This window comes from Methylobacterium sp. UNCCL125 (assembly GCF_900116795.1).
Classification (GTDB): Bacteria; Pseudomonadota; Alphaproteobacteria; order Rhizobiales; family Beijerinckiaceae; genus Methylobacterium; species Methylobacterium fujisawaense.
The window spans coordinates 1-23,112 of record NZ_FPBW01000021.1 but is presented as its reverse complement, the minus strand read 5'-3'; the positions used below and the strand labels follow the sequence as shown (position 1 = coordinate 23,112).

The following is a 23,112-nucleotide window of genomic DNA, read 5'->3' as shown; positions in this document are numbered from 1 at the left end:
TCAACACGCTCTCTGGGGGCCCGATGCGGCGCCGTCTCGTCCAGTCCTTCGCGCGCCTCGCCCTGCTCGGCCTTGCGGGAACCGGCCTGTCCGGCTGCATCGGCGAGGAGCTGCGTCACGGCTATCAGGTCGACCAGGCGGCACTCGCCACGATCAAGCCCGGCATGAGCCCCGAGCAGGTCCTGCAGATCCTCGGCACGCCGTCGACGGTGTCCACCGTGGGCAACAAGTCCTGGTACTACATCTCGCAGAACACCCGCCGGACGATCATGTTCCTAGGTGAGCAGGTCGAGGACCAGAAGGTGACGGCGGTCTATTTCTCGCCCGCCTTCAAGGTCGAGCGGGTGGCGCTCTACGGCCTCCAGGACGGCCGGATCTTCGACTTCATCGAACGCACGACGCCGACGAGCGGCGCCGACCGCGCCTTCCTCAGCCAGCTGTTCCGCGGCCTGACCCGCTACGAGCCGTTCGGCAGCGGCAGCGGCACCAGCGTCGTGCCAGGCGCTAATCGCGGCATGTGATCGGCATCGCCCGCCACGAGGCGGGCGATCTCCGCCGGCTCCGAGAACAGGTGCTCGGGGCCGAGGGCCGCGAGAGCCCCGGAATCGGTATAGCCCCAGGCCACGGCGCCGAAGGGACAGCCCAGGGCGCGCGCCGCCTCGAGGTCGCGGATCTCGTCGCCGATGCAGAGAGCCCGGTCGGGCGCCACGCCGGTCCGTGCGAGCAGCGTCCGCAGCCGACGCGCCTTCCCGAAGACCGAGGCCCCGCAGGCATAGGTGCCGATGCGGTCGGCATTGTCCGGTCCGAGCACCCGCCGCACCGTGTCGGCGCGGTTCGACGACAGGATCGCCAGCGGCACGCCCGCCTCCGCGACCGCGGCCAGCATCGCCGGAACGCCGGGAAACAGGGCGATCTGCCCGGCGTCGCGCGCGGCCAGCCTGTGCATGTGGCGGGCGATGAGCGGCAGCTTCCAGCGCGGGATGCCGAGATGGGCCACGATCGCCCGGGCGCCCAGGAGCCGCAGACCCTCGACCTCATGGGCCTCGACCCGGCGGAAGCGGTAGCGGTCGGCGACCCCGTTCAGAACCGAACAGAACCACGGGAAGCTGTCGGCCAGGGTACCGTCGAAATCGAGGACGACGAGACGCGGCCGTGGAGCGGCCGGCGGCCGGGTCATGTCAGGTCCGCAGGTTCTCGAGCGGGACACAGAGCCGCATCAGGAGACCGCCCGGCGCCCAGTCGTGCTCCAGCACGCCGTCGAGCTGGCCGGCGACGCTGCGCTCGGCCAGAACGGTGCCGAACCCCTTCCGGAGCGGCGCGCCGGCAACCTGGGGGCCGCCCTCCTCGCGCCATGTCAGCGTATAGCGGCCTGCCTCCCGGGCCCCGCTCAGCGAGACGCCGCCCTCCCGCGTCGAGAGCCCCCCGTACTTGACCGCGTTGGTCGCCTGCTCGTGCATGATCAGCGCGAGGGCGGTGGCGGTGCGCTCGCCGATCTCGGCATCGTCCCCGGTGATCACCACGCGCGCGCGTCCGTTCTCCTCGTAGGCGGCCATGATCAGGCGCATCAGCCCGAGCACCGTCTGACCGGCCACCGGCGGGGCGCTGTCGGGGGAATGGGGGCGAACATATTCGTGGGCCCGGGCCAGGGCGCCCAGTCGCTCGCGGAACGCCGCCACGAACGGCTTGGCCGCAGGATCGCTCCGGGCGGTCAGCGCGGCGAGGCCGCCGACCACCGCGAAGATGTTCTTGATCCGGTGCGACAGCTCGCGGATCAGAAGGTCCCGCGCCTCCTCGGCGCGCTTCGCCTCGCGCAGGTCGCGGGTGACGGTGGCGTATCCCACCTCGGTCCCCATCGGATCGCGCACCGGGAAGATGTTGTAGAGCACCGCCAACGGCTCGCCGGTGACGAAGTGCCGGAAGGCCAGCTCGCCCTCCCAGAACCCGTCCCGGCGCACCGCCGGCATGACGGTCTCGGCCAGGATCCGGCGGCTGTCGTCGGTGAAGAAGTCAGACACCGTGCACGCCCGGGCGGCGGCGAGGTTGGGCAGGCCGACCAGGGCCAGGGCGGCCTCGTTGAGATGGGTGATCTCGCCCTCGAGGGTGCAGAGCCCGATGAAATCCTTGGAGGTCTCGACGATCACGGCGAGCTTGCGGGCTTCGGCCTCGGCACGCTTCAGGTCGTCGATATCGGTACAGGTCCCGAACCAGCGCTCGATCCGCCCCTCGGCGTCCCGGATCGGCATGGCGCGCCCGAGCGTCCAGCGGTAATCGCCGTTGTGGTGGCGCAGGCGGTACTCGATCTCGTAGGGCTCGCCCGTCCTGAGGCAGTGGCGCCACCGCGCCCAGGCCCGCTCTTGGTCCTCGGGGTGGAACACCCCGTTCCAGCCCTCGCCGTCGGTGGAGCCGTAGGGCACGCCGGTGAACTCGTACCAGCGGTCGTTGTAATAATCGTGGAACCCGTCCGGCCGGGTGGTCCAGACCATCTGGGGCATGGCGGAGGTCATCACGCGGAAGCGGCGCTCGCTCGCGGCGATCTCCGCCTCGCGGGCGGCGACCCGCGCCAGCGTCCGGCGATGCTCCAGCAGGCTCGAGATCTGACGTGCCAACGCCAGCAGGGTCGCGGTCTGCTCGGAATCGAGGCCGTCCGGCCGCGGGGCCCGGTCCAGCACGCACAGGGCACCGATCGGAATGCCATGATTGCCGCGGATCACCGCGCCCGCATAGAAGCGGAAGGCCGGCGCCCCGGTCACGAGGGGGTTCTCAGTGGTCCGCGGGTCGGTGGTCAGATCCGGGATGACGAGAAGATCGCCCGCCTCGATCGTATGGGCACAGACCGAGCAGTTGATCGGCAGTTCGCGCTTGCCGAGGCCCACCTCCGACTTGAACCACTGCCGCTCGGCATCCACCAGGCTGACGAGGGCGACCGGCGCGCGGCAGACATAGGCTGCGACCCGCACGAGATCGTCGTAGAGCGGCTCCGGCTCCGAATCGAGGATCGCGAGATCACGAAGTTCCGCGATCCGATCCGCGGCGCTCCAGCGTCCATCGGTCGGTCCGGCTTCCGCGAGCGCGTGAGGTGCAGGCACATCCATGGTCCTGCCCTCACATAGGCGCGCAGCGGCCCCCTGCCTAGGGACCGCCGCGCTTTCCTGCCGTGCCCGCCGGGGCCCGGCAGACGATGCTGGCCGGGGCGCGTCAGGCGGCGCGGGACTTCGTCAGGGTCGGGTAGTCGATGTAGCCCTCGGGCCCCTGGCTGTACCACGTCGCGGCGTCGTCCTTGTTGAGCGGCGCCTTCTGGGCGATCCGCTCGACGAGGTCCGGATTGGCGATGAAGGTCCGGCCGAACGCGATGGCGTCGGCCTCGCCGGCATCCAGAACCTTCTGGCCGCTGATGCCGTCGTAATCGGCGTTCAGGATCATGGGGTTGCGGAACACGCGCCGCATCGCCGGGGCGATCGGCGGGTGGTCGGCCTTGCCGAAGGTGCCGTTCGGCCCCGGCTCGCGCATCTCCAGGAAAGCGATCCCGACATCGGCGAGCGCCTGGGCGGCGGCCACGAACAGCGGCTCCGGATCGGAATCGTTGCAGCCCTGGATCGCGCCGTTGGGCGAGAGCCGCACGCCGGTGCGCTCCGGCCCGGCCACCTTCGCCACAGCCTCGGTCACCTCGCGCAGCAGCCGCACGCGGTTCTCGATGGAGCCGCCGTACTGGTCGGTGCGGTGGTTGGTGCCGTCACGGAGGAATTCGTCGATCAGGTAGCCGTTCGCGGCGTGGATCTGCACGCCGTCGAAGCCGGCCGCCAGGGCATTGGCGGTGGCCCGCTCGTAATCGGCGAGCAGGCGCGGCACTTCCGAGACCTCCAGCGGGCGCGCCTCGGCATAGGGCTTCTTGCCGGAATACGTGTGCGCCTGGTCGGGCGCCGTCGTGGCAGAGGCCGAGATCGGCTTCTCGCCGCCCAGGAAGTCCGGGTGGACCAGCCGCCCCATATGCCAGATCTGGCAGACGATCTTGCCGCCCTTGTCGTGCACGGCCTTCACGATCGGCCGCCACGCGTCGACCTGGGCGTCGGACCAGATCCCCGGCGCGTAGGGCCAGCCGAGACCCTCCTGGCTGATGCCGGTGGCCTCGGTGAGGATCAGGCCCGCGCCGGCGCGCTGGGCGTAATACTCGGCCATGATCGGGGTCGGCACGTGCTCGCGGGTGCCGCGGCCGCGCGTCAGGGGCGCCATGAAGATCCGGTTCTTCGCCTCGATGGCGCCGATACGGATCGGGTCGAGCAGGGACGGCATGAGGTACCTCGTTGTGGTGCGGCGCAGGCCGCGTCCGGTTTTATTCCCGCGCCGAGGTGGCGCTGCGCCGCCGCGATGCCAAGGTGCAGCGCAGCAGGGCTGACAGGCGCGTGCGGGGGCGCACACGGTGAATGGTGAACAGCCGGGCTCGCTCGGAACCCGGCCCTGTCGACTGATCCGCACCGTGCGGTCCGCGGTCACCGTTCGGGCCGGTCGACGAGAAGGCGCTCACCGATGCCGCCGTCGGTCGCCGGGTCGGCGCCGATGCGCCCGTGTCGTCGCCGCGCGTCTCCGGATATCCGGAGTCGACGCCGGCCATGCGGCTTCGGGTCGTCCGGTCCGGCCTGGGTGTCGGTCTCCATGCCGGGCCGCGCGGCCGATGCCGGAGAGGCAGGATCCGGCTCGGCCGATCGCCCCGACGTCCGGTCAGGCTGCGAGTTCGCGCATCGCCGCGGCGACCTCGTCGCGGCGGTAGGGCTTCTCGAAGAAGCGCCCGCGCTCTGGCAGATCCCCGGGTTCGGGCTGAATCTTCCCCGAGGTCATGATGATCTCGACCGGCGGCCAACGGTCTCGGATCGCATGGGCGAGGTCCAGACCCGCCATGCCGATGCCGAGGTCGATGTCGGAGAAGACGAGGACGATGTCGGGCCGCGCCTCCATTAGGCGCACCGCTTCCTCGGCGTCGAACGCTTCCAGGGCCTCGAACCCCGCCTCCTCGACGAGGTCGACAGCCATGAGGCGCATGACCGGCTCATCCTCGATGACGAGGATGGCATTCCGCCTCGCAGTCCCTGCAGCCACGGCTCGCTCCTTATCCATGCTGCAATTGGACGAGCAGCGCACGCAGCGTCGCTTCGAAGCCAGAGGAAGGGTAACGAAGGTCGACGCCGCCGGATCCGGCCAATCCCAAACGAATGAGGCGCGAGCCGAACCCGGCGCGCTTGGAGTGCGCGGGGGCCACAGGTGGCGGGCCGCCCCGCTCGACCCAGTCGAGCACGACCTCACGCTCCCCGATGCCCTCATCCAGGCGCCACGTCACGGCGACCCGCCCGTCGGGGACCGACAAGGCCCCGTATTTGGCGGCATTGGTCGCCAGTTCGTGCAGCAGGAGCGAGACCGAGAGCGTCGCGCGCGGCCCGAGATCGAAATCGGGGCCCGTGACCGTGATGCGGTCGCCATGCCCCGCGGCGCCGAGGACCGCATGGACGACCTCGCGGACCGGGGCGCTCGTCCATGTCTTGTGGAGGAGCACGTTGTGGGCGGTCGACAGCGCGTGGATGCGCCGCTCGAAGGCTTCCACAGGAGCGCGGTCGGGGACACCGCGAAGGGTCTGCGTGGCGATCGACAGCACCATCGCGAGCATGTTCTTCAGGCGATGCGAGATCTCCTCGTTGAGGATGCGCTGCTGCTCCTCGGCCTCGAGCCGGGCGACGCCCGACTCCAGACGCTCGGCGACGTTGCGCACGAAGGCCAGGGTTTCCGGCGACCATCGGCGGGGCTTGTCGTCCTGCACGATGAACACCGCCACCGTGCGTCCCCGCTCGCGAACCGGCATGTTCACGAGCGCGCCGATGCCGACGTCGAGCATCAGCCGGGGATCCGAGGACGTTCTCGGATCGGTTCGCACGTCCTCGATGACCAGCGGCTCGCCGCGCCGAAGGTGCTCGCGGATGTCGCCGAAATCGGCGTAGCGGTGCCGCCCGGCGATGCTGGCGACGCCCGGTGCGGTCCAGCCCTCCTCGATGTCGACGAATTCGACGTCGCCGTCGATATGGCCATAGCCGGCCCGCGTGACGCCGAGGGTCGTGCCGACGATCTCGGCGGCGGCCTGGATCATCTCCGGGGCCTCTGTCAGGTCGCGGAACCGGTCGCCGAGGCTCAGCAGGGCCGTACGTCGCGCCTCGGCCTGGACCCGGTCGGTGACTTCGAGGAAGGTGACGGCGAAGCGGTCGGCGCCGATGGCGAAGGCGCGGCCCTCGTACCAGCGGTCGAGCGTCCCGACCCGCCGCAGGAACTCGCGCGGTTCCGCGCTCTCCACCACCTGTGCGAACTCATTGACCCAGGCGTCCTCGATACCGGGGAAGACCTCGCGGATGGTCCGGCCGGCAACCTGGTTCACGTCGATGCCGACGAGGTCGCCCCAGGCACGGTTGACCTCGACGTAGCGCCAGTCGGTCACCTGTCCGGCCTCGCGGATGACCTCGCCGACGATGAAGCCCTCGCACAGCCGCTCGAACAGGCTGCGCCAGTAGGCCCGGCTCTCGGCGAGGGCGTCCTCGCCGTCGAGGCGCTCGTGGACCGCCGCCATCAGGCGGGCGAGCGTCTCGAAGAACGCCACGGTCTCGCGGTCGAAGGCGGCCACCCGCGTCGAGGCGAAGGCGATGACCGCGCAGAGTTCGCCCCGGCTGACGATGGGGAACCCGGCATAGGCGTCGAGGCCGTTGCCGCGGGCCACCTCCCATCGCGGATCGAGACTGGCCTGTAACCCGCTGAGGATCAGGGGCTGACGGGTCTCCGCGACGATGCCGCAGAGCGGAGTCCCGAACGGCAGGCGCTTCAGGCGCTCGCGCCCGTCCGGAGAGATGTTGACCGCGTGGGTCAGGCGCAGGTGCTGCCGGTCCGGCGTTACGTCGTAGAGGCAGGCCCGGTCGAACCCGAGGGCGTCGGCCCCGTCCCTCAGAATGGGTTCGAGGACCGCGGAGGGGTCGTCGGCGGTGAGCAGGGCCGTGGAGGCGGTGGCGATGACGTCGAGCCGGTGCGCCCGCCGCAGCTCGGCGGCCTGGAACGCAAGGACCTGATCGCGTTCGTCCACGGCCCGGCGCATCTGCAGCTGGGTGACGACCTGGGCCGCCAGGATGCGCAGGTCCTCCTGCTGCTCAGGGGTCAGCCCCTGGGGCCGGGGCACGGTGTCGATGACGCAGAGCGAGCCGAGCACCTGCCCGTCGGGCGCGCGCAGGGGCGCCCCGGCGTAGAACCGGATGAACGGCTCCCCAGTGACGAGGGGGTTGTCGGCCGTGCGCGGGTCGGCCGCGAGGTCGGGCACGATCAGCAGGTCCGGCTCGGCCAGCGCGTACTTGCAGACCGAGCGCTCGAGGTCGGTCTCGCACGAAGGAAAACCGATCCGTGCCTTGAACCACTGGCGGTCGGCGGCCACGAAGCTGACGAGGGCGACCGGGGTCAGGCACAGCCGGGTCGCCAGCCGCACGATGCCGTCGAAGGCGGCCTCGGGCGGGGTGTCGAGGATGCCGTAGGCCTTGAGCGCGGCGAGACGCAGGTCGGCGGCGATGAGATGCTCGACGCCTTCCATGTCGATCACGGTCATGCGGAAATGGCCCCGTGCGTCGCCAGGGGATCGGGCGCGCCGTCGGGGTCGAGCGCGACGAGGGTTCCGGCCGGCGTGAAGGTCGCGCCGAGGACGAGGGCGAAGTGCTCCTGCACCCGGCGATGGCATTCGCAGGACGCCGCCTGCAGAGCCGGCCGGTCGCGGACCGTGATCCTGGCCCGGCCCATCTCGATGAGCCCCTGGGCCTGGAGCCGGTTGAGGATGCCGCTGAGATAGGTCCGGCGCACCCCGAGCATCTCCGCCAGCATGTCCTGGGTGACCGGCAGGACGTCGGTGGCGAGCCGGTCGTGCAGGGCGAGCACCCAGCGCGCGCACCGCTGTTCGATGGGATGGGCGGCATTGCAGGCGACGGACTGGACCACCTGCGCGAGGAGGCAGTCGGCGTAGCGCACGAGGGCGTTGCGGATCGGCAGCGAGGTGCGCTTGGCCGCCTGCATCCGCGCCGCGTCCAGCCGCACCGCCGCCCCGCCCATCTGAACGACGGCGCGGTTGAAGGCCGGGAGGTAGCCCTGGCTCACGACGCCGCCGAGCGCCCCCTCACGACCGACGGTCGCGGTCTCGATGGTGCGGCCCTCCTCCAGCGGCACGATCAGGGAGACCACCGTCCCGTCGAGCGGGAAGATCATCGCGGTGACCTCGTCCCCCGGCTCGAACAGGACGTCGCCGCGCACCAGTGTGACCACCTCCGCATGGGGGAGAAGCCTCGACCGTTCGACGGGTGGCAGCGAGCGGAGCAGGAGGTTCCGCTCCAGCGGGGACGGTGAGTTCGGCGGCATCGGTCGCGGCAGGCTGGCGCTACGAGCCGGCATAGCCCAGCTTGGCCGCCGCGTCCGTTCAAGAGTGAACACTTCCCGCTAAAATGATGGCCGGCGGACGCGAGGTCTCGACATGACGGATTGCCGCGGTCGTTCACGGTCGGCGCAGCGTCCTGCAGGTCGCCGCGCCGACCGCGACGGTCCGAGAGTCAAACCCCGGCACCGCCCGATCGGGTGCCCGTGCCCCTCGCCCTGTCGGATCGGCGATGAGGCATCCGCAGGATCCGCCCGGCTCCGTGCGGGCCGGAAGCGGATCGGCTGCAGACGGCCGCCCGGATCCGGTGCGGCCGGTGATCCCTCAGATGGCCCGCAAGCGGAACCGAGAGGTCGGAAAGCCGACCTTCGGTTCGGCCATCCATCGATCAGCTGTGTGCCAGCACCGCGAGCAGCAGCAGGGCGATGATGTTGGTGATCTTGATCGCCGGGTTCACCGCCGGACCGGCGGTGTCCTTGTAGGGGTCGCCCACCGTGTCGCCGGTCACCGCCGCCTTGTGGGCCTCGGAGCCCTTGCCGCCGTGGTGGCCGTCCTCGATGTACTTCTTGGCGTTGTCCCAGGCGCCGCCGCCCGACGTCATCGAGATCGCCACGTAGAGTCCGGTGAGGATCACGCCGAGCAGGCTCGCCCCAACCGTGGCGAAGGCCTGGCTCTTTCCGGCGATCAGCTGGATCACGAAGAACAGCACAACCGGCGACAGCACCGGCAGGAGCGAGGGGACGATCATCTCCTTGATCGCCGCGCGGGTCAGCATGTCCACCGCCCGTCCGTAATCCGGCCGGTCGGTGCCCTGCATGATCCCGGGCTTCTCCCGGAACTGGCGCCGGACCTCCTCCACCACCGCGCCCGCCGCGCGCCCGACCGCCGTCATGGCGATGCCGGCGAACAGGAACGGGATCAGGCCGCCGAGCAGCAGGCCGACCACGACGTAGGGGTTGGACAGGGAGAAATCGACGCTGACGCCCTGGAAGAAGCGGTACTGTGTCGGGCTCGCATTGGCGATGAAGTAGTTCAGGTCCGACGTGTAGGCGGCGAACAGAACCAGCGCGCCGAGGCCCGCCGAGCCGATGGCGTAGCCCTTGGTCACCGCCTTGGTGGTGTTGCCGACCGCGTCGAGGGCGTCCGTGGACTTGCGCACCTCCGCGGGCAGGCCCGCCATCTCGGCGATGCCGCCGGCATTGTCGGTGACCGGCCCGAAGGCGTCGAGCGCCACGATGAAGCCCGCCAGCGCCAGCATGGCGGTGACCGCGATGGCGATGCCGAACAGGCCGGCGAGCGCGTAGGTGCTGATGATGCCGGCCACGATCACGATGGCCGGCAGCGCGGTCGATTCCAGCGAGATCGCCAGCCCCTGGATCACGTTGGTGCCATGGCCGGTCACCGACGCGTCGGCGATCGACTTCACCGGGCGGAAGTTGGTGCCCGTGTAGTACTCGGTGATCACCACGATCAGCGCCGTGATGGCGAGCCCGATCACCGCGCATCCGAACAGGCCGCCCGACGTGAAGGTGACGCCCGTGGAGGTGGTGAAGGTCGTCGAGAAGCCCCCGAGCAGGGTCATGTTGACCGCCGCGATCGCCCCGATCGACAGAACGCCCGCGGCGATCAGGCCCTTGTAGAGGGCGCCCATGATCGACTGGTTGGCCCCGAGCCGCACCGCGTAGGTGCCGGCGATGGAGGTGAGGATGCAGGCCGAGCCGATGGCCAGCGGGTACAGCATCATCGGCTCGAGGACGTCGCGGCCGCTTCCCGTGGGACCGGAGAAGAAGATCGCGGCCAGCACCATCGTGGCGACGACCGTCACCGCGTAGGTCTCGAACAGGTCGGCCGCCATGCCGGCGCAGTCGCCGACATTGTCGCCGACATTGTCGGCGATGGTGGCGGGGTTGCGCGGATCGTCCTCCGGGATGCCGGCCTCGACCTTGCCGACGAGGTCGCCGCCGACATCGGCGCCCTTGGTGAAGATGCCGCCGCCGAGGCGCGCGAAGATCGAGATCAGCGAGGCGCCGAAGCCCAGGGCGACGAGCGCGTCGATCACCTCGCGGCTCGACGGGTCGAGATGGGCGCCGCGGGTGAGGAACAGGTAGTAGAGGACGACGCCAAGGAGCGCGAGGCCCGCCACCAGCATGCCGGTCACCGCCCCCGACTTGAAGGCGACGTCGAGGCCGCCGCCCAGCGAGGTGGAGGCGGCCTGGGCCGTGCGGACATTGGCCCGGACCGAGACGTTCATGCCGATGAAGCCCGCCGCCCCCGACAGCACGGCGCCGATCAGGAAGCCGACCGCGACCTTGATCCCGAGGAAGACGGCGAGGAGGACGAACAGGACGACGCCGACGAGGCCGATCGTCGTGTATTGCCGCCGGAGATAGGCCTGCGCGCCCTCGGCGATGGCGGCGGCGATCTCCTGCATGCGCTGCGTGCCGGCATCGCGCCGCATCACGTCGAGGATCGTGACGATGCCGTAGGCGACGGCGCAGAGCCCGCCCACGATGATCAGAAGCAAGGGAATCATTCGACCGTCCTTGTCATTATCGTGCCTGGCGTGGGCTTGTGATTGTCGAGCTTGACCGCCGGACGACGGCCATGGGACGCGGTGCTCGGATTCGGGGCTTTCCTTCCCAGAACAATACCTTGATTGCCAAACTTCGCCGGTGAGCGCAAACGCCGCGTGGGAGAATACGCTCAGGCCTCGGATCTCATGCGCCCGCGCGCGCGGTCCTCGCAGGCGCACGATTTCGCATTATTTTGCATTTCCCGGCGGCATGGGGTCGATGGCAACCGGGCATCGCCGCAGCCGCGGGCTGAGCCGGCGGTCGATTAACGTTCTTTTAACCCTCCGGTATTCTATTTTTAGTTGTACTTTGACGGGGCTCGCGATGAGCAGTGACCACGCCGCCAAGCTGGCGGCCACGCTTGAGGTGTTGCGCGGTGCAGTCGGCTTCCTGATCGCCGAACGGGTCGCGGCGCAACCGGTGGCGATCCAGGATGACCTGATCTCCGCGCTGCAGGACGCCCTCTCCCGGACGCCCGGCATGGGCCGGGATCCGGTGAGCCCTTGGATTCCGGTCGTCGCGGCGGACATGATCGACGAGGTCCGTCGTCAGATCGGGCATCCGGCCGGAGCCGCGGCCAGCCGCGGCGCCGCACGATCCGGGCCGGCTCAGATCTCAGAAGTGGCTGAAGGACCCAGCCGCGAATACGCGCTCGGCGCCATCGCGCATTTCGAAGCGCGGCGGGCCGTCGCCTGATGTGATGGTGCCGATGGCCGAGACGATGAGACCGGCGGCGGCCGCCTCGGCCTGGAAGGCCGCGACATTCTCCGGAGCAACGGTACAGAGGATCTCGTAATCGTCGCCACCGGTCAGGACCGCGTCGATCAGCGCGGGCTCGGCCGCGCAGGCGCGCCGGGCGGCATCTGAGAGCGGCAGGGCGGCGGCCGCGACCCGGGCGCCGCGACCCGTGCCCAGCATCTTGGCGAGATCGCCCGCGAGGCCGTCGGACACGTCCATGGCCGCCGAGGCGTAGCGGCGGACCGCCGGCGCCGCGGCGAGCCGCGGGCGCGGATGCAGGTAGCGGTCGGCGAGTTCGGCCTGGAGCGCCGGGTCCAGCCCGGCGACCCAGGGCGCCGTGGGCTCTAGGCGGAGCCGCAGGCCGAGGGCGGCGTCGCCGATCGTGCCGGTGACGCAGATCCGGTCGCCGACCCGCGCGGTGGTGCGGCGGACGATGGCGCCGGTCGGCACCTCGCCGAACAGGCTCACCGAGATCAGCGCCGGGCCACCGGAGCGTACCGTGTCGCCGCCGAGGAGCGGACAGCCGGCCTCCGCCGCCGCCGCGCCGAGCCCCGCCGCGAAGCCGTCGAGCCAAGCCTCCGTCCAGTCATCGGGGAGCGCCAGGGTGAGCAGGAAGCCGCGCGGGACCGCGCCCTTGGCGGCGATGTCGGAGAGGTTCACGCCGAGGGCCTTCCGGGCGATCGAAGCCGGCGGATCCTCCGCGAAGTAGTGGATCCCCGCCACCACGGCATCGGTGGTGAGGACGAGGTCGTGGCCCGGCGTGGGCGTCAGCGTGGCGGCGTCGTCCCGCAGCCCGTGGGCGCCCGGCCCCGCGAGGGGGGCGAAGTAGCGGGCGATCAGCCCCTCCTCAGAAGCACGGGCCGACCCGGCCAAGGCTCAGGCCTTCCCGGCGGGCGGCTTTCCGGCGGATGGCTTTCCGGAGGACGGTTTGCCGACGGACGATTTACCGGGAAGCGGCTTCGACGAGCCCGGCTTGCCGGACGCCTTCTGAGCCCCGACCTCCCCCGGCCGGACCTCCCGGGCGAGCCGGTCGAGCACGGCATTGACGAGGCCGGGCTCGTCGGCCGTGTAGAAGCTGTGGGCCACGTCGACATATTCCGAGATCGCCGCGGCCGCCGGCACGTCGCGGCGGAACATCAGCTCGTAGGCGCCCGCCCGCAGGATCGCCCGGAGCACGATCTCGATGCGCCGCAGCGGCCAGCCCTGGGCGAGGGCCTGATCGAGCTTCGGGTCGATGGCCCGCTGCTCCTCGACCGTGCCGCGCAGGAGGTCGCGGAAGAAGGCGGTCTCGGCCGGGGGATGGACGATCCCGTCGACCTCCTGGCCGATCCAGAAGGCCTCGAACTCGGCGAGCGCGTCGAGGACGCCCTTGCCGGAGATGTCCATCTCGTAGAGCGCCTGCACCACGGCGAGGCGGGCGCCGCTGCGCAGGCTGATCTTGGCGGGCTTGCCGGCGGGCTCGGCGCCCGTCTCCGGCTGAGTGTCGGTGGTCCCGGTCATGGGGGTATCCGTCATCGGGTGCGCGCGGCTTCGGCGGCGCGCTTCAAAGCGAGCACGCCGAGGGCAGCCTCGGCGGCACCGCCGCCCTTGTTCATCTCGGCGACCCGGGCACGGGCGAGGGCCTGCGCCTCGGTCTCGACCGTGAGGATGCCGTTGCCGAGGGGCACGCGGCGCTGCACCGACAGGTCCATGAGCGCCCGGGCGCTCTCGCCGGCGACGATGTCGTAGTGGCCGGTCTCGCCGCGGATGACGCAGCCCAGCGCCACCACCGCGTCGTATGGCTCGGCGTCGAGCAGGATCGCCACGGCGGCGGGGATCTCCAGGGCGCCCGGAACGGTCACCACGATCGCCTGCGCGGAGGCGGCCGCGATGGCCGCGCGGGCCCCGGCGAGGAGTTCGTCGGCGATCGCGTCGTAGTAGCGCGCCTCGACAACGAGGATCCGGGCGCCGGCGAGGGCCGGGTCGGTGGGCTTGGGCGCCGAGTCGGCGCGGGTATGGGCGACCATGGCTCTCGTCCGGCCGGGTTTTCGGGAATGGGCGGGCGGCACGTCGGGCGCCCGCACGGGGAGGACGGTTAGACCGAAGCGGCCGGCGCCACAAGCGGTGCGGGATCTTGGCTCAGGCCTGGTCGCGCGAGCGGCGCCGAAGCCGGCCCCACCAGCGGCGGCAGCGGAGGCGCCGCGGGCCCGCCCGCCGGCAGGGCCGTGCGCGCGACGTTCATCGTCATGGCGAGGAGCGCGTAGTAGCCGTTGATGCCGGCGAGGTCGATCGCCCCCTGCTCGCCGAAGCGCGCCACCAGGGCCGCGTAGGTCGCATCGCTCACCGCGCGGTTGCGCATCAGCTCGGTCGAGAACGCGTAGGCCAGCGCCTCGTCGGCGCTCATCGTGTCGGGGCGGCGTCCTTCGGCGAGCGCCTGCGCGGTCTCGGGGGCGACCCCGGCCTTCAGGGCGATGGGGTGGTGGATGGCCCACTCCACCGGCTGGCTCCATTCCCGCGCGACCACCAGGATCGCGAACTCGCTGACCCGGAGCGGCAGGACGCTGCCGTAGCGCAGGTACTGGCCCATCCGGCTCGCGCACAGCATCAGCTCGGGGCTGCGCAGGAGCGGCACGAACGGCCCGAAGACCGGGACGCCGCGCTCGGCCTGGAACGCGGCCGCGGCCTCGGCCTGCGCCTGGGACAGGCTGTCGGCCGGGATCTCCGGCATGCGCTCCGCGCTGGTCTGCCCGCTGGCCATGCGTTTCTCTCCCCTGCCTCGACCCCGACCCGCGGCGCGCTCTGGATTTCCGGCCCCCGTGCGCCTAGACCATTGAGGCTCACCGGCACGCACCGCGCCCGACCGGGCCGCGACCCCTGAACGCCAGCGAGGCTTACGGCTTTGGCCCTCCCCGTCAACGAACGCCGGCGCATCATGCTGCTCACGGGCGCGAGCCGGGGCATCGGTCACGCCACCGTCAAGCGCTTCTCGGCCGCGGGCTGGCGGGTGATCACCTGCTCGCGCCACGCCTTCCCGGAGAACTGCCCCTGGGAGATGGGGCCCGAGGACCACCTGCAGGTCGACCTCTCCGACGCGCAGGACACGGCCCGCGCCGTCGAGGAGGTGCGGGGCCGGCTCGCCGCCGAGGGCGGGGTTCTGCACGCGCTGGTCAACAATGCCGGCATCTCGCCGAAGGGGCCGGAGGGCGAGCGCCTCGGCGCCCTGGCCACCGAGTTCGACACGTGGCAGCGGGTGTTCCAGGTCAACCTGTTCGCCACGATCCTGCTGGCCCGGGGCCTGCGCGAGGAACTCGCCCGGGCCAAGGGCTCGGTCGTCAACGTGACCTCGATTGCCGGCTCGCGCGTCCATCCCTTCGCGGGGGCGGCCTACGGCACCTCCAAGGCGGCGCTCGCCGGCCTGACCCGCGAGATGGCCGCCGATTTCGGGCCGCTCGGCGTGCGGGTGAACGCGATCTCGCCGGGCGAGATCGACACGTCGATCCTGTCGCCCGGCACCGAGAAGCTCGTCGAGCAGATCCCGCAGCGCCGGCTGGGCACGCCGGACGAGGTCGCCAAGGCGATCTACTTCCTGTGCACCGAGGCCTCGTCCTACGTGAACGGCGCCGAACTCCACATCAACGGCGGCCAGCACGTTTGACCAGATCGGGCGCTTCCTCTGGCGCATCCTCGGGCACGACGGCCGCGCGCCGGCACCCGGCGCCGGGCCGCAGGCTGCGCGCCGTCGTCCTGGGCCTCATCGTGGGCGTCGCGCCCGTCGCGGGGGCGCGGGCCGAGCCCGGGATCCGGATCCTCGACCTGCCCTTCAAGGTGCGGGCACTGCGCGGCTCGCGCAGCGAGGCGGCGGTCTCGGTGGCGACCTCCGGGCTCCTGCCGATCACCGGCGCCAAGACCGGTCCGCAGACCGGCGGCCAACAGGCCGGCGACGAGGAGAGCGCGCCGATCGCCGTGGTCTGGGGCGACGAGGGCGGCGCCGTGCTCGCCCTCGCCGAGGGCCGCGTCACCGTGCGGCCGATCGGCAAGGAGGCTGTCGAGGGGCTGACCGCCGCCGAGACGCCGCGCGGGGCCCTGCCGGGCTCGCGCCGGACGCTCTCGGGACCCCTGAGCGCCTATCTCACCGGGCGCACCCGCGCCCCCGACGGCGGCGCGGCCGCCGCGGTCCTGACGATCCGCGAGCGCCAGCCGATGGCGGTCAGCACCGATCCGAAGCCCGTGCCCGTGGCCACCGTGACGGTGCCGGCGGGGGGCGAGGCGGTGTTCGCGCCCCTGCGGCCGCGCCTGCTGCGCCTCGGGGGCCGGCCGGCGCTCCTGGCGGCGACGCTGTCGGGCGCGGATGCCGGGGGGCTCGCGCTGATCGACCGGCCCGCCGGCGATCCGGGCGCGGCCTGGGCCGTCACCGCCCGCACGCCCGCCCAGCCGGGGCCACCGCTGAAGATCGTCGGCATCGCCGATTTCTCCGGGTCCGGCGAAAGCCAGGCCGCGACGGTCAGCGCCAAGGGCAGGCTCCAGCTCTGGACGCTCCGTCCCGACCGGATCGAGGCGGCCGGCGAGGCCGAGGGCTACGCGGCGGGCGACGGCGATTCGGATCTCGCCGTCACCACCCCGGCCGGCGGCGGCCCCGAACTCGTCCTGCCGGTGGCGGGCCGCCCGGAGATCGCCTTCGTGGCAGCCAAGGGCGGCCTGCGCGAGCGCGCGCGCGTGCCCCTGCCGGTTCCCGCCGAGACCGGCATCGTCGTCCTCGGCGAGGGCGCCGTGGCGCGGCTGCTCGTCGGCCTCGCCGACGGCCGGGTGGCCGTCGTGGCACCCGATGGAGGCACGCCGTGAGTGCGGGCGCACCGGATTCCGACAGCCGCCTGTTCCCGGCGCGGCCCTTCGTGGGCGCGTCGATCGCGGTGATCCGCGGCGATCGCGTCCTTCTGGCGGCGCGGGCCAACGAGCCGATGCGCGGCGTCTGGACCCTGCCGGGCGGTCTCGTGGAAGCGGGGGAATCCCTGGCCGAGGCGGCCCTGCGCGAATTGTCCGAGGAGGTCGGCCTGCCCGCAGAGGTTGTCGGCGTGCTCGCGCCCACCGAGATCATTCTCCGGGACGAAGCCGGCCGCGCCCGACATCACTACGTCGTCCACCCGCACGCCGCCCTGTGGCGCGGCGGCGAACCCGTGGCCGGCCCCGAGGCGCTGGGGACCCGGTGGGCGACGCTCGCGGAGGTCGCGACCCTTCCGACCACCCCGGGACTGGTCGACACCCTGCGCGAGGCCTTCGCGCGCGTGGATGCACATGTGGATGCACATCCTGCGCGGACGGGCGGCGGGGAGGCGACGGCGTGAGGCGGCCGACGACGATCCTGTGCCTGCTGGCGCTCCTCACCGGCCTGGTCTCCGGGCCGGCGCTGGCCCAGCAGCGTTCCGGCCGAGGGGCCGCGCCCGCCAAGGAAACCGCCCGGGAAGCCGCGAAGGAGGCCCCCAAGGAGGCGAACGCCCCCGCGGACGTGCCCGCCCCCTACGACCGGGACCTGCTGCGCATGTCCGAGATCATCGGGGCCCTGGCCTTCCTGCGCAACCTCTGCGGAGCGCCGGATGCGTCCGACTGGCCGGCCCGCATGAAAGCCCTGATCGAGTCCGAGGGCGTGACCCCGGTCCGCCGCGACCGCCTGGCCGGCGCCTATAACCGCGGCTACCGCGGCTATGCGCTCACCTACCGGGTCTGCACGCCGGCGGCCCACGAGGCCGCCGCCCGGTACGTCGCCGAGGGCGACCGGCTGTCGCATGCCCTGGCCGGCCGTTTCGGAGGGTGATGCAGGCGCAACACACGCACCGGCGATGCCGGCGAAACATCGGATTTGAGCGCCCGTGTTAACCGATCCGAAATTCTCGGCTGGCCGAGCCGCCGGGACCCGCCTATCATCCATTGTGTCCGCCGGGCCCCGTGTCCGGCGCAATGGAAGTATCCGGCTATGCAGCACAGCTCTCACACCGCCCCCATCGAGGTCGATGTCGAGGAGAAACGCGTCGCGCTGAGTTACGTCTCGGAAGCGTTCGCGGAAGGCTGCCTCGATGGTCTCGACGGTGACTGCATGGCCCAGGCCGCCCTGTTCGCGGCGTTTCAGGAACTGGTGACCACGTACGGCGAGGAAGCCACCGCCCGGTACGCCGAAGGATTCCCGGAGCGCATCCGCGGGGGCGCCTTCACCACCACCCTGCAGCATTGAGCGTGTGAGCGCGGACGGTTGAGGCACGGGCGGTCAGCGACTACGTCCCGGGTCTGCGGTTCGGCGCGCCGGACCGCCCGCCGCCCGAGGAGCCGCCGCCCATGCCCGTTGCCCTGTTGCCGGACCGCGTCCTGGTCACCGTCGTGGGACCGGACGCCACGACGCTGCTCCAGGGCGTCCTGACCTGCAATGTCGAGACGCTCCAGCCCGGTGAGGCGCGCCTCGGCGCCCTGCTGACGCCGCAGGGCAAGATCCTGTTCGACTTCCTGGTCTCGCGGATTCCGGACGGCTTCCGGCTCGACGTGCAGGCCGACAAGGCTGCAGACCTCGCCAAGCGCCTGACGCTCTACCGTCTGCGCGCGCAGGCGACGATCGCCGCCGACCCGACCGTCGCGGTGGCGGCCGTCTGGGCCGGCGCCGTCCCGCCCGCGGCCGAGGCGGTAGCGGATTCCCGCGCGGCCGATCTCGGCGCCCGCCTCTACGCCGCCGCGGGCGCCTTCTCGGCGGACGCGACGGAGGCCGATTACCACGCGCACCGGATCGCCCTCGGCGTGCCCGAAGGCGGACGCGACTACGCCTTCGGCGACGCCTTCCCGCACGAGGCGCTGATGGACCAGCTCGGCGGCGTCGATTTCCGCAAGGGCTGCTATGTCGGCCAGGAGGTGGTCTCGCGGATGCAGCACCGGGGCACGGCCCGGACCCGCATCCTGGCCGCAGCCTATCCCGACACCGCGCCCCAGCCCGGCACCGAGATCACGGCGGGCGGCAAGGGGCTCGGCACCACGGGCAGCGCCGCCGGAACCCGCGGCCTCGCCCTGGTCCGCATCGACCGCCTGGGCGACGCGCTGGCGGCCGGCGAGACCCCGCGGGCGGGCGAACGCCCCGTGACGCTGGAGCGCCCGGCCTACGCGACCTTCGCGATGCCGGATGTTGCGACGAGCGCGGCGGGCTGAGGCCGGATCGCATTCCGCGGGCGCCGCATACTCCGGGACAGGGGCCCTGCGTTACCGATCGCAGCCCGATCCCCGGGCGGGTGCGGCGACGCAGACCCCGATCCCGGGCATTCGCACCGGAGCACGATCAGCTTGCGCGTGGGGCGGCTTCCTGCGACCCCGGGGCGGCATGCCGGGATCGTTAGAGGTTCCCAGGAGCCGGCATCCTCCGGCCGGCATCCCAGGCCGGCCCGGAGTCGATCGGGAGCCGTCCCCGACCTTCTGCCCTGAAGCGGCTTCTCGCCTCCGGGCCGCAGCGACGGCCAGATCGGTCGCATGGGCGGGGACATCGAGGAGGACGACCATGACCTTCCAGGACGAGATCGCAGCGTTCTTCGCCAGCTACGTCGAGGCGTTCGCGCGCCGCGACGCCGATGCGTTGAGCGAGCTTTGGGAGCCGGTCGGACTGTTCCCATCTTCGACCGGCAACTTCGCGTTGCCGAGAGAGGCATTTCGCGACCATTGCGTGACGCTCATGGACTTCTATCGCAAGCAGGGGGTCGTCCAGCCCCTGGGCGAACTCCGGTCGGCGGTGGAACTCTTCCCGAACGTCGCTCAGGCTCGGATGACCTATCGGATGCGGGGCGAGGGAGACGCACTCGTCGCCGAGTGGGACCACGTCTACATTCTGCGCCGCTCCGACCGCTGGCGCGTATCGTTGACGATCGCTGACGGTGAAATGGCGGCATGGGCCGCACGAGGGGCGCAACTCTGATTTGCGAATGTCGGGCGCTCGACGCCACACAGGACGCCTGTTGCTCAGGCGCCTCGCGAGAAAGCGGAAGCGCTGACAATCTCGGAAGGGTCGCGAGCAGGCGCGACGGCGATGTCCATTCCGGTGCGTTTGCCGCTCTGGAGCGGAGCCTCGCACATCCACCCCTCGCCGACATACGCGCCTTTGCACCCGCGGCCGTCGTCGACATCATTTCGGAGGTTGCCGCCGTAACTGATCTGATATGAGGTGCGCCCCTCGAAAGCTCGACATCGACGGGATTGCGACCACAAATGACTCAGAATCGGATCACCGTGGAAGCAACGGCTCCCGCACCCCTCGATGTCGCCTGGAAGGCCTATACATCGCCCGACCAGATCATGCAGTGGAACTTTGCCTCCGACGACTGGCATTGCCCAGCCGCAAGCGTCGATCTGAAGGAAGGTGGCAAGTTCACGTCCCGCATGGAGGCGAAGGACGGAAGCATGGGCTTCGATTTCGAGGGCACTTACACAAAGATTATTCCGAACACGCGAATCGAATATGCGTTTGGTGATCGCAATGCGGTGATCGAGTTCACCCCATCGGGCGAGCGAACGCACGTAAAGATTGCGTTCGATCCCGACGAACACGTCCCCATCGACCACCAGCGCGACGGCTGGGCGGCCATTCTTGGAAACTTCTGCCAGCATGTCGGGAGGCGTTGAAGCCCGCCCAACGAGAACGACGACCGAGACCGCTTTCCGGCCGGAGCGGGCGTTTCCCTCCCGCCCCGACAACGCCAGTCCTGTGCCTTCCCTCTCATCCCTCGAGCGGACAGCCTGCAAGCGTTGAGGAGACCCTCCAGACGACCAGGAGAGGATGCTCGAAATCGAAGAGGACGATCTGTCTCGCGAGCAGACACGCGCATTGCTGGCGCTTCATCGTGCAGGCCCGCACGCGTCCTCGCCGCCCGGCCACGTGTTCGCGTTCGATCTCTCAGGCTTGCACTCACCGGGCGTGACCGGGTTGACGTCGCAGAAGGCGCGCGCCGGCCCTGCGACCGGATCAATCCCCCATGCGTGAAGCCGGAGCGGAGCGCGCCGCGACAGCCGCTGCGCGTTCCCCATTCCGACGATGGCGTTCCGCTCCTGTTCTCGTTAACGTGGCCGGATGTCCGAGACTGGCCTGATCGACCATTCCGACGGCTGCCCCCGCTGCTGGTGGGCCGGCCTCGACCCGCTCTATGTCGCCTATCACGACACCGAATGGGGCGTGCCCGAGTATGACGGCCGGGCCCTCTACGAGAAGCTGATCCTCGACGGCTTCCAGGCCGGCCTGTCCTGGATCACCATCCTGCGCCGCCGGGACGGGTTTCGCGACGCCTTCGCGGGTTTCGATCCGGAGCGGATCGCCCGCTTCACCGAGGACGATGTCGCGCGGCTGATGGCCGACACCCGCATCATTCGCAACCGCGCCAAGATCCAGGGCACCATCGCGGGCGCCCGGGCTTGGCTGCGGATCGAGGACCAGGGCCCCGGCTTCTCGCGCTTCCTCTGGGATTTCGTCGACGGCCGGCCGATCCAGGGCAAAGCCCGGACCCGTGCGGAGATCGCCACCGAGACGCCGGCCTCCCGGGCGATCGGGAAGGCCCTGAAGGCGGAAGGCTTCTCCTTCTGCGGGCCGACCATCGTGCACGCCTTCATGCAGGCGGTGGGCATGGTCAACGACCACCTCGTCGGCTGCCACCGGCACGGACCCTGCGCCGAACTGGGCCGGCCCCGATGAGCGAGCCGCCGCGCGCCTGGCAGCGCATGCTCTCCGGCCGGCGCCTCGACCTCCTCGATCCGGCGCCCGGGGACATCGAGATCGCCGACATCGCCCACGGCCTCGCCCGGGTCGCCCGCTGGAACGGCCAGACCCATGGGCCGCACGTCTTCTCGGTGGCCCAGCACAGCCTGCTGGTCGAGGCGGTGGGCCGCCATCTCGACGCCGCCTGCACCGATCCGGACGGGCTGGAACTCCTGCTGCACGATGCGCCGGAATATGTCGTGGGCGACATCATCTCACCCCTGAAGGCCGCCCTCGGCGACGCCTATCGCGGCATCGAGCTGCGTCTGCTCGCCGCGGTGCGCCGCCGCTTCGGCCTGACCGCCCCGGTGCCGGCGCTCGCCCGTTTGGTGAAGCAGGCCGACCGGATCGCAGCCCATGTCGAGGCGGTGCGCCTCGCCGGTTTCGCCCGGGACGAGGCCGAACGCTATTTCGGCCCCGCCAGGGCGCTGCCCGAACCGGTGCTGGTCCTGGCCGAGCCGTGGCCGACCGCCGAGGCCGAGGCGCGGTTTCTCGCGCGATTCCACGCTCTGTGTCCGACCTGACGAATCTCCGCCCTCGATCCGTCACGATCGCAGGTCACTGGCGCCAGACCATGCCGACCCTCCACGTCTGTCCCCTCTCGCGTCTGCCCGAGACGGTCGCCGCCACCGATGCGAGCCACGTGCTCACGCTGATCAATGTCGGCACGCCGCTGGAGCGGCCGGCCGCGATTGCGGCGGAGAACCACGTCGTCATCGGGGTCAGCGACATCGCCGCGTCGCGCGACGGGCACGTTTTGCCGGCTGAAGAACATGTGGCCCGGGTGCTCGACTTCATTCGGGCCTGGCCGCGGGAGAAGCCGCTCGTCATCCACTGCTATGCCGGGATCAGCCGGTCGACAGCCGCCGCCTATATCGCAGCCTGCGCGCTGGCGCCGGAGCGCGACGAGGCGGCGATCGCCGAGGCCCTGCGCGCAGCTTCGCCTTCGGCGACGCCCAACCCCCTGTTCGTGGCCATCGCCGACCGCATGCTCGGCCGCGACGGCCGCATGGTCGCGGCGATCGCGCGCATCGGTCGCGGCGCCGACGCCTTCGAGGGCACGCCGTTCAGCCTGGCGCTGGCGTGAGCCGAAGTGTGGCGCAAACGCCGCCGCGTGGCTCCAAAACGGTGCGGATCCGGCCGGCGGATTGGCCCCCCGGGTTGTGGGCACCGGGTTTCGCGCCGTACAACCACCCCCAAAGGAAGTATCTGGGATGAGTGCGAGCAGACCCGAGGGGGCCCCCGCCGCCGGCGACCTGCCCTTCGAGAAGGCGCTGGAACAGCTGGAGGAAATCGTTCGCCGGCTTGAGCGGGGCGACGTGCCCCTCGACGAATCGGTGGCGATCTATGAGCGCGGCGAGGTGCTGAAGAAGCATTGCGAGGCGCTGCTGAAGCGGGCCGAGGCCCGGATCCAGCGGATCACGCTGGGCTCCGATGGGCGGCCCGAGGGCGTTGCCCCACTCGACATGTCCTGAGGCTCGGCGGTCAAACCGATCCCATCCGTTAGAGGTTGATGCCGTGGCAATTACCCCCGAGCAGAGTGCGCTTCTCGATCGTGTCCCGAATCCTGCGGCGCTGCGGCGTCTTCCGGAATCGGATCTTCCGGCTGTTGCGGAGGCGGTGCGCGCCGAGATGATCGACGCGGTGTC

General features: G+C 71.1%; 27 protein-coding genes. 15 read left to right on the top strand and 12 right to left on the bottom strand.

Annotation, left to right across the window (positions count from 1 at the left end; genetic code table 11):
• Positions 1–23: 23 nt before the first annotated feature.
• The gene (gene bamE, locus BM396_RS20895; protein WP_043348419.1) at positions 24–521 is read left to right on the top strand and encodes an outer membrane protein assembly factor BamE; all 498 of its coding nucleotides are present in this window, start codon (positions 24–26) and stop codon (positions 519–521) included.
• Here the strand turns inward: bamE and BM396_RS20890 are convergent.
• The 8 genes from BM396_RS20890 to BM396_RS20860 all read right to left on the bottom strand — a co-directional run bounded on the left by BM396_RS20890 (position 458) and on the right by BM396_RS20860 (position 10,952).
• A complete protein-coding gene (locus tag BM396_RS20890) occupies positions 458–1,177 on the bottom strand; it encodes an HAD hydrolase-like protein (protein ID WP_043386446.1) in 720 nt (239 codons plus the stop codon). The genes bamE and BM396_RS20890 overlap by 64 nt on opposite strands.
• Position 1,178: 1 nt before the next feature.
• Entirely contained in the window at positions 1,179–3,092 is a 1,914-nt protein-coding gene (locus BM396_RS20885) for a PAS domain S-box protein (protein ID WP_043386448.1), read from the bottom strand.
• 103 nt (positions 3,093–3,195) lie between these two features.
• Entirely contained in the window at positions 3,196–4,287 is a 1,092-nt protein-coding gene (locus tag BM396_RS20880) for an alkene reductase (protein ID WP_043348413.1), read from the bottom strand.
• Positions 4,288–4,484: 197 nt separating this feature from the next.
• Entirely contained in the window at positions 4,485–4,649 is a 165-nt protein-coding gene (locus BM396_RS32890) for a hypothetical protein (protein ID WP_158713296.1), read from the bottom strand.
• A gap of 64 nt (positions 4,650–4,713) precedes the next feature.
• Positions 4,714–5,088, bottom strand: a complete 375-nt coding sequence (locus BM396_RS20875; RefSeq protein ID WP_043348410.1) for a response regulator — start codon at positions 5,086–5,088, stop codon at positions 4,714–4,716.
• A 10-nt stretch (positions 5,089–5,098) separates the two neighbouring features.
• Positions 5,099–7,609: a GAF domain-containing protein gene (locus BM396_RS20870; protein WP_051976212.1), complete on the bottom strand. Its 2,511-nt coding sequence runs from the start codon at positions 7,607–7,609 to the stop codon at positions 5,099–5,101.
• On the bottom strand, positions 7,606–8,439 hold the full coding sequence (locus BM396_RS20865; protein WP_236961966.1) for a Crp/Fnr family transcriptional regulator: 834 nt from the start codon (positions 8,437–8,439) through the stop codon (positions 7,606–7,608). Before BM396_RS20865 ends, BM396_RS20870 begins: the two co-directional genes overlap by 4 nt.
• Before the next feature lie 368 nt (positions 8,440–8,807).
• Positions 8,808–10,952, bottom strand: a complete 2,145-nt coding sequence (locus BM396_RS20860; protein ID WP_043386451.1) for a sodium-translocating pyrophosphatase — start codon at positions 10,950–10,952, stop codon at positions 8,808–8,810.
• Between the two features lie 259 nt (positions 10,953–11,211).
• Here BM396_RS20860 and BM396_RS20855 point away from each other — a divergent pair, with 259 nt between their 5' ends.
• On the top strand, positions 11,212–11,688 hold the full coding sequence (locus BM396_RS20855) for a hypothetical protein (protein ID WP_244538925.1): 477 nt from the start codon (positions 11,212–11,214) through the stop codon (positions 11,686–11,688).
• On the opposite strand, the gene thiL is transcribed toward BM396_RS20855, so the two are convergent.
• The 4 genes from thiL to BM396_RS20835 all read right to left on the bottom strand — a co-directional run bounded on the left by thiL (position 11,608) and on the right by BM396_RS20835 (position 14,467).
• Positions 11,608–12,603 carry a thiamine-phosphate kinase gene (gene thiL, locus BM396_RS20850; RefSeq protein ID WP_043386456.1) on the bottom strand — a complete coding sequence of 332 codons (996 nt, stop codon included), beginning with the start codon at positions 12,601–12,603 and terminating at the stop codon, positions 11,608–11,610. The two genes, BM396_RS20855 and thiL, sit on opposite strands and share 81 nt — an antisense overlap.
• Positions 12,604–12,606: 3 nt before the next feature.
• Entirely contained in the window at positions 12,607–13,230 is a 624-nt protein-coding gene (gene nusB / locus BM396_RS20845; protein WP_051976213.1) for a transcription antitermination factor NusB, read from the bottom strand.
• Positions 13,231–13,241: 11 nt separating this feature from the next.
• Positions 13,242–13,736, bottom strand: a complete 495-nt coding sequence (gene ribH, locus BM396_RS20840; RefSeq protein ID WP_043348390.1) for a 6,7-dimethyl-8-ribityllumazine synthase — start codon at positions 13,734–13,736, stop codon at positions 13,242–13,244.
• A 68-nt stretch (positions 13,737–13,804) separates the two neighbouring features.
• Positions 13,805–14,467 carry a carboxymuconolactone decarboxylase family protein gene (locus BM396_RS20835; RefSeq protein ID WP_244538924.1) on the bottom strand — a complete coding sequence of 221 codons (663 nt, stop codon included), beginning with the start codon at positions 14,465–14,467 and terminating at the stop codon, positions 13,805–13,807.
• Between the two features lie 174 nt (positions 14,468–14,641).
• On the opposite strand from BM396_RS20835, the gene BM396_RS20830 reads away from it, so the two are divergent.
• From BM396_RS20830 to BM396_RS20770, 13 genes are all read left to right on the top strand, one after another.
• Positions 14,642–15,364, top strand: a complete 723-nt coding sequence (locus tag BM396_RS20830; protein WP_043348395.1) for an SDR family NAD(P)-dependent oxidoreductase — start codon at positions 14,642–14,644, stop codon at positions 15,362–15,364.
• A 101-nt stretch (positions 15,365–15,465) separates the two neighbouring features.
• Positions 15,466–16,548 carry a hypothetical protein gene (locus tag BM396_RS20825; RefSeq protein WP_244538923.1) on the top strand — a complete coding sequence of 361 codons (1,083 nt, stop codon included), beginning with the start codon at positions 15,466–15,468 and terminating at the stop codon, positions 16,546–16,548.
• Positions 16,545–17,048: an NUDIX hydrolase gene (locus BM396_RS20820; RefSeq protein ID WP_043386459.1), complete on the top strand. Its 504-nt coding sequence runs from the start codon at positions 16,545–16,547 to the stop codon at positions 17,046–17,048. The genes BM396_RS20825 and BM396_RS20820 overlap by 4 nt, the downstream gene beginning before the upstream one ends.
• A complete protein-coding gene (locus BM396_RS20815) occupies positions 17,045–17,515 on the top strand; it encodes a TIGR02301 family protein (protein WP_043348384.1) in 471 nt (156 codons plus the stop codon). Before BM396_RS20820 ends, BM396_RS20815 begins: the two co-directional genes overlap by 4 nt.
• A 159-nt stretch (positions 17,516–17,674) precedes the next feature.
• Entirely contained in the window at positions 17,675–17,929 is a 255-nt protein-coding gene (locus BM396_RS20810; protein WP_012320917.1) for a hypothetical protein, read from the top strand.
• A gap of 101 nt (positions 17,930–18,030) precedes the next feature.
• A complete protein-coding gene (locus BM396_RS20805) occupies positions 18,031–18,882 on the top strand; it encodes a CAF17-like 4Fe-4S cluster assembly/insertion protein YgfZ (protein WP_043386461.1) in 852 nt (283 codons plus the stop codon).
• Between the two features lie 343 nt (positions 18,883–19,225).
• A complete protein-coding gene (locus BM396_RS20800) occupies positions 19,226–19,636 on the top strand; it encodes a Cif family virulence factor (protein ID WP_043386464.1) in 411 nt (136 codons plus the stop codon).
• 290 nt (positions 19,637–19,926) lie between these two features.
• Positions 19,927–20,340, top strand: coding sequence for an SRPBCC family protein (locus BM396_RS20795; RefSeq protein WP_043386467.1), 414 nt, complete (start codon positions 19,927–19,929; stop codon positions 20,338–20,340).
• Between the two features lie 154 nt (positions 20,341–20,494).
• Positions 20,495–20,698, top strand: coding sequence for a hypothetical protein (locus BM396_RS20790; protein WP_199807260.1), 204 nt, complete (start codon positions 20,495–20,497; stop codon positions 20,696–20,698).
• 87 nt (positions 20,699–20,785) lie between these two features.
• Positions 20,786–21,400: a DNA-3-methyladenine glycosylase I gene (locus tag BM396_RS20785; protein WP_043386470.1), complete on the top strand. Its 615-nt coding sequence runs from the start codon at positions 20,786–20,788 to the stop codon at positions 21,398–21,400.
• Positions 21,397–21,987 carry an HD domain-containing protein gene (locus tag BM396_RS20780; protein ID WP_043386474.1) on the top strand — a complete coding sequence of 197 codons (591 nt, stop codon included), beginning with the start codon at positions 21,397–21,399 and terminating at the stop codon, positions 21,985–21,987. The genes BM396_RS20785 and BM396_RS20780 overlap by 4 nt, the downstream gene beginning before the upstream one ends.
• A gap of 50 nt (positions 21,988–22,037) precedes the next feature.
• The gene (locus BM396_RS20775) at positions 22,038–22,550 is read left to right on the top strand and encodes a tyrosine phosphatase family protein (RefSeq protein WP_043348372.1); all 513 of its coding nucleotides are present in this window, start codon (positions 22,038–22,040) and stop codon (positions 22,548–22,550) included.
• 127 nt (positions 22,551–22,677) lie between these two features.
• Positions 22,678–22,938: an exodeoxyribonuclease VII small subunit gene (locus BM396_RS20770; RefSeq protein WP_043348369.1), complete on the top strand. Its 261-nt coding sequence runs from the start codon at positions 22,678–22,680 to the stop codon at positions 22,936–22,938.
• The last annotated feature ends 174 nt before the right edge of the window (positions 22,939–23,112 follow it).

Coding starts and splice junctions, on each gene's coding strand:
- BM396_RS20860 (WP_043386451.1), bottom strand. CDS start 10,952: ATGATTCCCTTGCTTCTGATCATCGTGGGCGGGCTCTGCGCCGTCGCC.
- BM396_RS20795 (WP_043386467.1), top strand. CDS start 19,927: ATGACTCAGAATCGGATCACCGTGGAAGCAACGGCTCCCGCACCCCTC.
- BM396_RS20855 (WP_244538925.1), top strand. CDS start 11,212: ATGGCAACCGGGCATCGCCGCAGCCGCGGGCTGAGCCGGCGGTCGATT.
- BM396_RS32890 (WP_158713296.1), bottom strand. CDS start 4,649: ATGGAGACCGACACCCAGGCCGGACCGGACGACCCGAAGCCGCATGGC.
- BM396_RS20835 (WP_244538924.1), bottom strand. CDS start 14,467: ATGGCCAGCGGGCAGACCAGCGCGGAGCGCATGCCGGAGATCCCGGCC.
- BM396_RS20810 (WP_012320917.1), top strand. CDS start 17,675: ATGCAGCACAGCTCTCACACCGCCCCCATCGAGGTCGATGTCGAGGAG.
- BM396_RS20785 (WP_043386470.1), top strand. CDS start 20,786: ATGTCCGAGACTGGCCTGATCGACCATTCCGACGGCTGCCCCCGCTGC.
- nusB (WP_051976213.1), bottom strand. CDS start 13,230: ATGACCGGGACCACCGACACTCAGCCGGAGACGGGCGCCGAGCCCGCC.
- ribH (WP_043348390.1), bottom strand. CDS start 13,736: ATGGTCGCCCATACCCGCGCCGACTCGGCGCCCAAGCCCACCGACCCG.
- BM396_RS20830 (WP_043348395.1), top strand. CDS start 14,642: ATGCTGCTCACGGGCGCGAGCCGGGGCATCGGTCACGCCACCGTCAAG.
- BM396_RS20790 (WP_199807260.1), top strand. CDS start 20,495: ATGCTCGAAATCGAAGAGGACGATCTGTCTCGCGAGCAGACACGCGCA.
- BM396_RS20865 (WP_236961966.1), bottom strand. CDS start 8,439: ATGCCGGCTCGTAGCGCCAGCCTGCCGCGACCGATGCCGCCGAACTCA.
- BM396_RS20880 (WP_043348413.1), bottom strand. CDS start 4,287: ATGCCGTCCCTGCTCGACCCGATCCGTATCGGCGCCATCGAGGCGAAG.
- BM396_RS20770 (WP_043348369.1), top strand. CDS start 22,678: ATGAGTGCGAGCAGACCCGAGGGGGCCCCCGCCGCCGGCGACCTGCCC.
- BM396_RS20805 (WP_043386461.1), top strand. CDS start 18,031: ATGCCCGTTGCCCTGTTGCCGGACCGCGTCCTGGTCACCGTCGTGGGA.
- BM396_RS20775 (WP_043348372.1), top strand. CDS start 22,038: ATGCCGACCCTCCACGTCTGTCCCCTCTCGCGTCTGCCCGAGACGGTC.
- BM396_RS20800 (WP_043386464.1), top strand. CDS start 19,226: ATGACCTTCCAGGACGAGATCGCAGCGTTCTTCGCCAGCTACGTCGAG.
- BM396_RS20890 (WP_043386446.1), bottom strand. CDS start 1,177: ATGACCCGGCCGCCGGCCGCTCCACGGCCGCGTCTCGTCGTCCTCGAT.
- BM396_RS20780 (WP_043386474.1), top strand. CDS start 21,397: ATGAGCGAGCCGCCGCGCGCCTGGCAGCGCATGCTCTCCGGCCGGCGC.
- BM396_RS20885 (WP_043386448.1), bottom strand. CDS start 3,092: ATGGATGTGCCTGCACCTCACGCGCTCGCGGAAGCCGGACCGACCGAT.
- bamE (WP_043348419.1), top strand. CDS start 24: ATGCGGCGCCGTCTCGTCCAGTCCTTCGCGCGCCTCGCCCTGCTCGGC.
- BM396_RS20870 (WP_051976212.1), bottom strand. CDS start 7,609: ATGACCGTGATCGACATGGAAGGCGTCGAGCATCTCATCGCCGCCGAC.